Source organism: Mycolicibacter sinensis, assembly GCF_001667945.1.
Lineage (GTDB): Bacteria > Actinomycetota > Actinomycetes > Mycobacteriales > Mycobacteriaceae > Mycobacterium > Mycobacterium sinense_B.
Genome location: NZ_LZJK01000033.1, coordinates 19,793 through 27,120 on the forward strand (window position 1 = coordinate 19,793; position 7,328 = coordinate 27,120).

Genomic DNA, 7,328 nt, shown 5'->3' on the forward strand with positions numbered 1-7,328 from the left:
GGATGTGACTAGCATCGGGTGAACGTACTGTGATCCATAACACCCGAGGAGGCACCGGTGTCTAGCACTACCGAACTCGCCGAACTGCACACTTTGATTGGCGACCTGCGGCGCTGCGTGCTGGGGCTCAAGACCCGGTTCGGCGACATTCCCGGAATGCGCCGCATCGAAATGGACGCTGAGCGCATCCTCACCGACATCGAGCTCCTCGAGTCCGACGCCGGGGAACTCGACCTACAGCGCTGGGCCGCCGAACGCGCCCAGGACAAGATCACCATCCCCGACACCGATTACGACAACGAATTCTGGCGTGACGTCGACGACGAAGGCGTCGGCGGCCAGGGCAGGTACTGACACCGACCGGGTGCTGCTTGCACAAGGGCGCCCTCCGACGAACTCCAGCCGAAGGGAACCCCCGTAGATGAGCGCACCCGCCGTGAACCGTCCTGGCACCGGTGTCTTCTCGGCGACTCGCGCCCGCATCGCCAATCGAACGCTGCGTACCGACCGCTGGTGGCTGTCGCCGCTGCGGGTCAACCTCGGCCTGAACCTGTTCATCGTCTACGCGACCGTCCGGTCCTTCTGGGGCAGCGCCTACTGGGTTGACCAGTACCACTACCTGACGCCGTTCTACTCGCCGTGCATCAGCGCGTCCTGCGTGCCCGGCTCCAGTCACCTCGGCGTCTGGCTACCGGAGTTCCCCCGCTGGATTCCGTTGGGCGCATTGGTATTGCCGTTCCTGCTGTGCTTCCGGCTCACCTGCTACTACTACCGCAAGGCCTACTACCGGGCCTACTGGCAATCACCGACGGCGTGCGCGGTGCCCGAACCCCGCGCCCACTACACCGGTGAGACCCGGTTCCCGCTGATCATCCAGAACAGCCACCGCTATTTCTTCTACGCCGCCTTCGCCCTGGCCGCACTGAACACCTACGACGCCATCGTGGCGCTGCACTCCGACACCGGCCCGGGCGGCTTCGGGTTCGGGCTGGGCAACATCATCTTGTTGTTCAACGTGGCGATGCTGTGGGCCTACACCGGTGGCTGCCACTCCTGCCGGCACGTGTTCGGCGGACGCCTCAACCACTTCTCCAAGCACCCGGTCCGCTACTGGTTCTGGACGAAGATCAGCTGGTTCAACGGCCGGCACATGCAGTTCGCCTGGATCACCCTGGGCACGCTGGCCTTCACCGATCTCTATATCGCCCTGGTAGCGAGCGGGGTCATCACCGATTTCAGGTTCATCGGCTGAATCACAACGCCGACAGCCGCATTCACACGAAGGGTAAGCGAGAATTCATGGTTGAAGTCGAACGGCACTCCTACGACGTGGTCGTGATCGGTGCCGGCGGCGCGGGCCTGCGCGCGGTGATCGAAGCCCGTGAGCAGGGCCTGAGCGTAGCGGTGGTGTGCAAGTCGTTGTTCGGCAAGGCGCACACCGTGATGGCCGAAGGCGGCTGCGCTGCATCGATGGGCAACGCCAACGCAAAAGACAACTGGCAGGTGCACTTCCGCGACACCATGCGCGGCGGAAAGTTCCTCAACAACTGGCGGATGGCGGAGCTGCACGCCCGGGAGGCGCCCGAGCGGGTCTGGGAGCTGGAGACCTACGGCGCACTGTTCGACCGCACCAAAGACGGAAAGATCAGCCAGCGCAACTTCGGTGGCCACACCTACCCGCGGCTGGCGCACGTCGGTGACCGCACCGGCCTGGAGCTGATCCGCACCATGCAGCAGAAGGTGGTCTCGCTGCAGCAGGACGACCATGCGGAGTTCGGCGACTACGAGGCCAAGATCAAGATCTTCCACGAGTGCACCATCACCGAGTTGCTCAAAGACGGTGCCACCGGCGCTATCTCGGGCGCATTCGGCTACTGGCGTGAAAGCGGCAAGTTCATCATGTTCGAGGCGCCGGCGGTGGTGCTGGCCACCGGAGGCATCGGCAAGTCGTTCAAGGTGACCTCGAACTCCTGGGAGTACACCGGTGACGGGCACGCGTTGGCGCTGCGTGCCGGCGCGACGCTGATCAACATGGAGTTCGTCCAGTTCCACCCGACCGGGATGGTGTGGCCGCCCAGTGTGAAGGGAATTCTGGTCACCGAGGGCGTGCGCGGCGACGGCGGGGTGCTCAAGAACGCCGACGGAACCCGGTTCATGTTCAACTACATCCCGCCGGTGTTCAAAGGGCAGTACGCCGAGACCGAGCAAGAGGCCGACCAGTGGCTCAAAGACAACGACTCGGCTCGGCGCACACCTGACCTGCTGCCCCGCGACGAGGTGGCCCGCGCCATCAACTCCGAAGTCAAGGCCGGGCGTGGTTCGCCGCACGGCGGCGTGTTCCTGGACATCGCATCGCGACTGACGCCGGCGGAGATCAAGCGCCGGCTGCCCTCGATGTACCACCAGTTCATGCAGCTCGCCGAGGTCGACATCACCAAGGACGCCATGGAGGTCGGCCCCACCTGCCACTACGTGATGGGTGGCATCGAAGTCGACCCGGACACCGGCGCTTCGGTGGTCCCCGGGCTGTTCGCCGCCGGCGAGTGCTCCGGCGGGATGCACGGCTCCAACCGGCTGGGCGGCAACTCGTTGTCCGACCTGTTGGTCTTCGGCCGCCGCGCCGGCCTGGGCGCCGCGCAATACGTGCAGGGGCTGGACCGTCGGCCCACGGTGACACCGGCGGCCCTGGAGGCTGCGGCCGAGCTGGCACTGGCGCCGTTGGAGCGCGGGGGTGCCGGGGAGAACCCCTACACCCTGCACGCCGAGCTGCAACAGTCGATGAACGATCTGGTCGGCATCATCCGCAACGCCGGCGAGCTGGAGCAGGCCTTGTCGCGACTCGAGGAACTCAAGGCCCGGTTCGCCACCGTCGCCGTCGCCGGGGGCCGGCAATACAACCCGGGCTGGCACCTGGCCGTGGACCTGCGCAACATGCTGCTGGTCAGCGAGTGTGTGGCCAAGGCCGCGCTGCAACGCACCGAGAGCCGCGGCGGGCACACCCGTGACGACCACCCGGGCATGGACTCCAACTGGCGCAAGACCCTGCTGGTCTGCCGGGTCGCCGACGACAGTGCGGTCCCCGATATCACCATCACTCCCGAGACCCAGCCCGAGATGCGGGCGGACCTGTTGGAGCTGTTCGAGATCTCCGAGCTGGAGAAGTACTACACCGACGATGAGCTGGCGCAACACCCCGGACGGAGAGCGTAATGACATACAACGCCCAGCTGCGGGTCTGGCGTGGTGACCTCGACGGCGGCGAGCTACAGAACTTCGAGGTCGAGGTCAACGAGGGCGAGGTAGTGCTCGACGTCATCCACCGGTTGCAGGCGACCCAGACCCCGGACCTGGCAGTGCGCTGGAACTGCAAGGCCGGCAAATGCGGTTCGTGCTCGGCCGAGATCAACGGATTCCCCCGCCTGATGTGCATGACGCGGATGTCGATGTTCGACCCGGACCAGACCGTCACCGTGACACCGGTACGAACCTTTCCGGTGGTTCGCGACCTGGTCACCGATGTGTCGTTCAACTACGAGAAAGCTCGCGAGCTGCCGGCATTCAAGCCGCCGGAAGGCCTCAAGCCCGGCGAGTACCGGATGCAGCAGAAGGACGTGGAGCGCTCCCAGGAGTTCCGCAAGTGCATCGAATGCTTCCTGTGCCAGAACGTCTGCCATGTCATCCGCGATCACGAGGAGAACAAGCCCCGGTTCGCCGGGCCGCGGATGTTCATCCGGCTGGCGGAGCTGGACATGCACCCGCTGGACAGCGCCGACCGCCGCGACTTCGCCCAGGACGACGCCGGCCTCGGGTTGTGCAACATCACCAAGTGCTGCACCGAGGTGTGTCCGGAAAACATCACGATCACCGACAACGCCATCATCCCGATGAAGGAGCGGGTGGTCGGGAACCGCTATGACCCGGTCGTCTGGCTCGGGCGAAAGATCTTCCGCCGCAAGTCCGACTGACCCGTGAAAACGACCACGCTGGGACGAAGCGGGCTCGAAGTTTCGCGCCTGGCGCTGGGCACCTGGGAGTTCAGCGGGGCGTGGGGCAACGTCGACGAAGACAACGCGATCGCAATCGTGCGCCGGGCCCGCGAGCTGGGATTCAACTTCTTCGACACCGCCCACGAGTACGGATTCGGAACGGCCGAGCGCATTCTCGGCACCGCACTACGTCACGACCTCGACCACGCCCGCGACGAGGTGGTGATCGCCACCAAGGGTGGCTTACGCGAGACCGACGAGGGCCCGGTTCGCGATGCCCGGCCCGAATGGCTTCGCCACGATGTCGACACCAGTCTGTCCGCGCTGGGCATCGATCACATCGACCTCTACCAGGTGCACTGGCCCGACCCGGCCGTGCCGGCTGCCGAAACCGCCGGGGCGCTGGCCGAGTTGGTGGCGTCCGGCAAGATCCGCCACGTCGGGGTCTCCAACTACGACGCCGAACAGATCGCGGAGTTCTCGGCCACGCTGCCGGTGGAAACGGTCCAGCCCCCGTTCAATATGCTGCGCCGCGAGCTGCAGGACACCCTGTTTCCGTACTGCCGGGACAACAATATCGGCGTACTGGTCTACGGGGCGCTGGCACACGGCCTGCTGACCGGAACCATCAGCTCCGAAACCAGGCTCGCCGATGACGACTGGCGTGCGCTGAGCGGACTATTCAGCGGGGAGGGCTTCGCCCGCAACCTGAAAGTCGTTGCGGCGCTGCGGTCTATGGCCGGGGACCTAGGAGTCACTTTGAGCCAATTGGCTCTGGCCTGGACCTTGGCGCAGCCCGGCGTGCATGTGGCGATCGTCGGCGCCCAGCAAGCCGACTACCTGCAGGACAGCGCCGCCGCGGTCCACCTGGACCTGAGCCCCGATGACCTCGCGGCGATCGCCGAGATCCTGGCACCGTCAGCCCCCCTGCGCGGCCCCTACCCGGAGATGTGGAAGGAGTTCCGGGCCCCCTCCTAGGTGCCCACGAACGTCATCGGGTGGTGATGAATCCGGGTTCCGTTGTGTAGCCCGTTGAGCACTTCCATGTCGTCGTCGCTCAGTTCGAAGTCGAAGACGTCGAAGTTCTCGGCGATTCGGTGCGGCCGCGACGAGCGCGGCGTGACCACGTTGCCCAGCTGCAGACTCCACCGGATCAGCACCTGCGCCGGTGAGCGGTCATGCTTGGCCCCGATCGCCTTCACCGCCGGGTTGTCGATCACCCGCACGATGATGTGCCGCTCGCCGAAGCCCAGCGGGCTGTGCGCCTCGGTGACGATCCGGTGCTCGGCGTGGAACCGGCGCAGCTCCTCCTGATTGAACAGCGGATGCAGTTCGACTTGGTTGACCGCGGGGGCCACCGACGTTGCGTCGATGAGCTCGGTGAGGAGCTCCTCGGTGAAATTGCAGACGCCGATCGAGGAGACCAGGCCCTCTTCGCGGGCGTGGATCATGGCCTGCCAGCTGTCGAGGTACTTGCCGACTTCCGGAGCCGGCCAGTGGATCAGGTACATGTCCAGGTAGTCCAGACCGAGCCGGTCGATGCTCTCTTTGCAGGCGTCGAGGGCGCTCGCGTAACCCTGTCGCGACGTCCCCAGCTTGGTGGTGACGAACAACTCCGACCGCGGCACCCCGGACTTCTCAATGGCGCGGCCCACCACGGCCTCGTTGCCGTAGGAGGCGGCGGTGTCGATCAGCCGGCAGCCGTTCTCCAAGGCGGTCAGGATCGAGGCCTCGGTCTGCTCATCGGAGAGCTTGGCAACCCCCAGGCCGAGGACGGGCATCGCCGCCCGGTCGTTGAGGGTGATCTGGGGAATCGGGTTCGCAGCGACCCGGGTGCGGTTCTCAACTGCGTATGCAATCGTCATCTTTTCGACCTACACATTCTGTTACTTTGCCATCGCTAGTTACGTATCGTTCGATCTGGAATGCCGCTGGTCGCGGCCGAAACAAGGCGCGGACAGTCAGGATTTGGATAACCCGAGAGCTACCGGAGCCTCGTTGTTACGACGCTCCACCTCCTGGGTTTTGACAGCAGATGATGCGCTTATCCAGCGACTACCGCGCCAATGCGGTTCGGGACCCAGTGCGCATCGCACGGTCCGTTATACAGACGTGATCTGAGCGAGGTCAAGCTGTGATAGGTAATAAATGGCCGATTATCGTGAATCTCGTCACAAATAGAGCAGCGCTGCCGCTATTGCGGAATCGGCGTCAGACCGCCTTCGCGCTGCAGCGTCGCGATGAATTCGTCGGCGATGCCGGCGGCTGCGGCGATGATCACTTCCCCGCTGTCGATCGCCGGTCCCGGCAGCACCACCCGCGCACCGGCCTCGGCCGCGATCAGCGACCCGGCCGCGTAATCCCACGGCTTGATGCCGTGCTCGTAGTAGACGTCAAGTCGCCCGGCGGCCACCATGCACAGGTCCAACGCCGCCGACCCGATCCGGCGCACGTCGCGCACCGCCGGCAGCAGTCGTGCGAGCAACTCCGCCTGCGCCGCCCGCCGCCGCGGTGAATAGCCGAACCCGGTACCGAGCAGGGCCACGGACAACTCGGAGACGTCGGCGCAGCGCAGCGCAGCGGTGCCGGCCCGGTCTGTGACCTGGGCTCCCAGCCCCCGCCCCGCCGAGTAGATCCGGTCACCGACCACGTCCGCGACCGCGCCGGCCACTGAGGCCCCATCCATCTGTGCCGCTACCGACACGGCGTAGGCCGGCACGTCGTACATGAAGTTGACGGTGCCGTCAATCGGGTCGACCACCCAGGTGACGGCCCCGGGTGCCCGGCCGGAGACGTCGCCGGAGCCGCCGCCTTCCTCGCCCAGCACCGCATCACCGGGCCGCAGCTGAGTCAGCCGATCCCGGATGAAGCGCTCGGTCTCGGTGTCGACCACCGTGACCGGATCCGTCGGGCTGCTTTTCGTCTGGACCAGATCCCGAGTTGAGCCGGCCTGTGCACCGAAGACCTCGGCGCGGCGGCGCCGCACGAACTCGGCCGCCTCCGCCACCAGCGTCTCGGCCGTGGACCGTAGCTGCCCGGGATCACTCGATGTCGCCATCAGCCCATAGCAACACATCGGCGGGGGCTGTTGCATCCTCTGTGAAACCGCCGGCATCTGTCGCCGGGTCGGTATAGAATCGAACGTATGTTCGGTTCGTCAGAGTCTCGGCTGCCTGCGCCGGGGTCGGTGGCGGAGTTCAATGCGTGGTTTGTGCAGCGTCACCCGCCTACGACGCCGGAGTCGGCGGCATTGGTGGATCGCATTGCTGCCTCGGCGCGGGCGGAGAATCGGGCCGCGGCGGCACACCTGGTGGCGATCGGGGAGTTGTTCGCGCTGCGGTT

General features: G+C 65.8%; 7 protein-coding genes and 1 pseudogene. 6 read left to right on the top strand and 2 right to left on the bottom strand.

From position 1 onward, the window contains the following. The first annotated feature begins 57 nt into the window (after positions 1 to 57). From A5694_RS03480 to A5694_RS03500, 5 genes are all read left to right on the top strand, one after another. Positions 58 to 354 (top strand): hypothetical protein, encoded by a 297-nt coding sequence (locus A5694_RS03480; RefSeq protein ID WP_064920455.1) that lies wholly within the window; start codon positions 58 to 60, stop codon positions 352 to 354. Between the two features lie 67 nt (positions 355 to 421). After that, a complete protein-coding gene (locus A5694_RS03485; RefSeq protein WP_064920456.1) occupies positions 422 to 1,252 on the top strand; it encodes a hypothetical protein in 831 nt (276 codons plus the stop codon). Positions 1,253 to 1,299: 47 nt separating this feature from the next. Next, entirely contained in the window at positions 1,300 to 3,210 is a 1,911-nt protein-coding gene (locus tag A5694_RS03490) for a fumarate reductase/succinate dehydrogenase flavoprotein subunit (protein WP_064920457.1), read from the top strand. Further along, complete coding sequence (locus A5694_RS03495; protein WP_064920458.1) at positions 3,210 to 3,965, top strand: succinate dehydrogenase/fumarate reductase iron-sulfur subunit; 756 nt, start codon at positions 3,210 to 3,212, stop codon at positions 3,963 to 3,965. Before A5694_RS03490 ends, A5694_RS03495 begins: the two co-directional genes overlap by 1 nt. Before the next feature lie 3 nt (positions 3,966 to 3,968). Next, complete coding sequence (locus A5694_RS03500) at positions 3,969 to 4,964, top strand: aldo/keto reductase (RefSeq protein WP_064920459.1); 996 nt, start codon at positions 3,969 to 3,971, stop codon at positions 4,962 to 4,964. On the opposite strand, the gene A5694_RS03505 is transcribed toward A5694_RS03500, so the two are convergent. Together A5694_RS03505 and A5694_RS03510 are read right to left on the bottom strand one after the other, a co-directional pair. Further along, positions 4,961 to 5,851, bottom strand: coding sequence for an aldo/keto reductase (locus tag A5694_RS03505; RefSeq protein ID WP_064920460.1), 891 nt, complete (start codon positions 5,849 to 5,851; stop codon positions 4,961 to 4,963). The genes A5694_RS03500 and A5694_RS03505 overlap by 4 nt on opposite strands. A gap of 329 nt (positions 5,852 to 6,180) precedes the next feature. Continuing rightward, on the bottom strand, positions 6,181 to 7,044 hold the full coding sequence (locus A5694_RS03510; protein WP_064920461.1) for an inositol monophosphatase family protein: 864 nt from the start codon (positions 7,042 to 7,044) through the stop codon (positions 6,181 to 6,183). 87 nt (positions 7,045 to 7,131) lie between these two features. Between A5694_RS03510 and A5694_RS23075 the strand changes: the two are divergent. Continuing rightward, a pseudogene (locus A5694_RS23075) lies at positions 7,132 to 7,328 on the top strand (hypothetical protein); the annotation flags it as partial.

Excerpts from the sequence above, each read along its gene's own strand:
- A5694_RS03485 (WP_064920456.1), top strand. The coding sequence starts at position 422 with ATGAGCGCACCCGCCGTGAACCGTCCTGGCACCGGTGTCTTCTCGGCG.
- A5694_RS03495 (WP_064920458.1), top strand. The coding sequence starts at position 3,210 with ATGACATACAACGCCCAGCTGCGGGTCTGGCGTGGTGACCTCGACGGC.
- A5694_RS03505 (WP_064920460.1), bottom strand. The coding sequence starts at position 5,851 with ATGACGATTGCATACGCAGTTGAGAACCGCACCCGGGTCGCTGCGAAC.
- A5694_RS03510 (WP_064920461.1), bottom strand. The coding sequence starts at position 7,044 with ATGGCGACATCGAGTGATCCCGGGCAGCTACGGTCCACGGCCGAGACG.
- A5694_RS03490 (WP_064920457.1), top strand. The coding sequence starts at position 1,300 with ATGGTTGAAGTCGAACGGCACTCCTACGACGTGGTCGTGATCGGTGCC.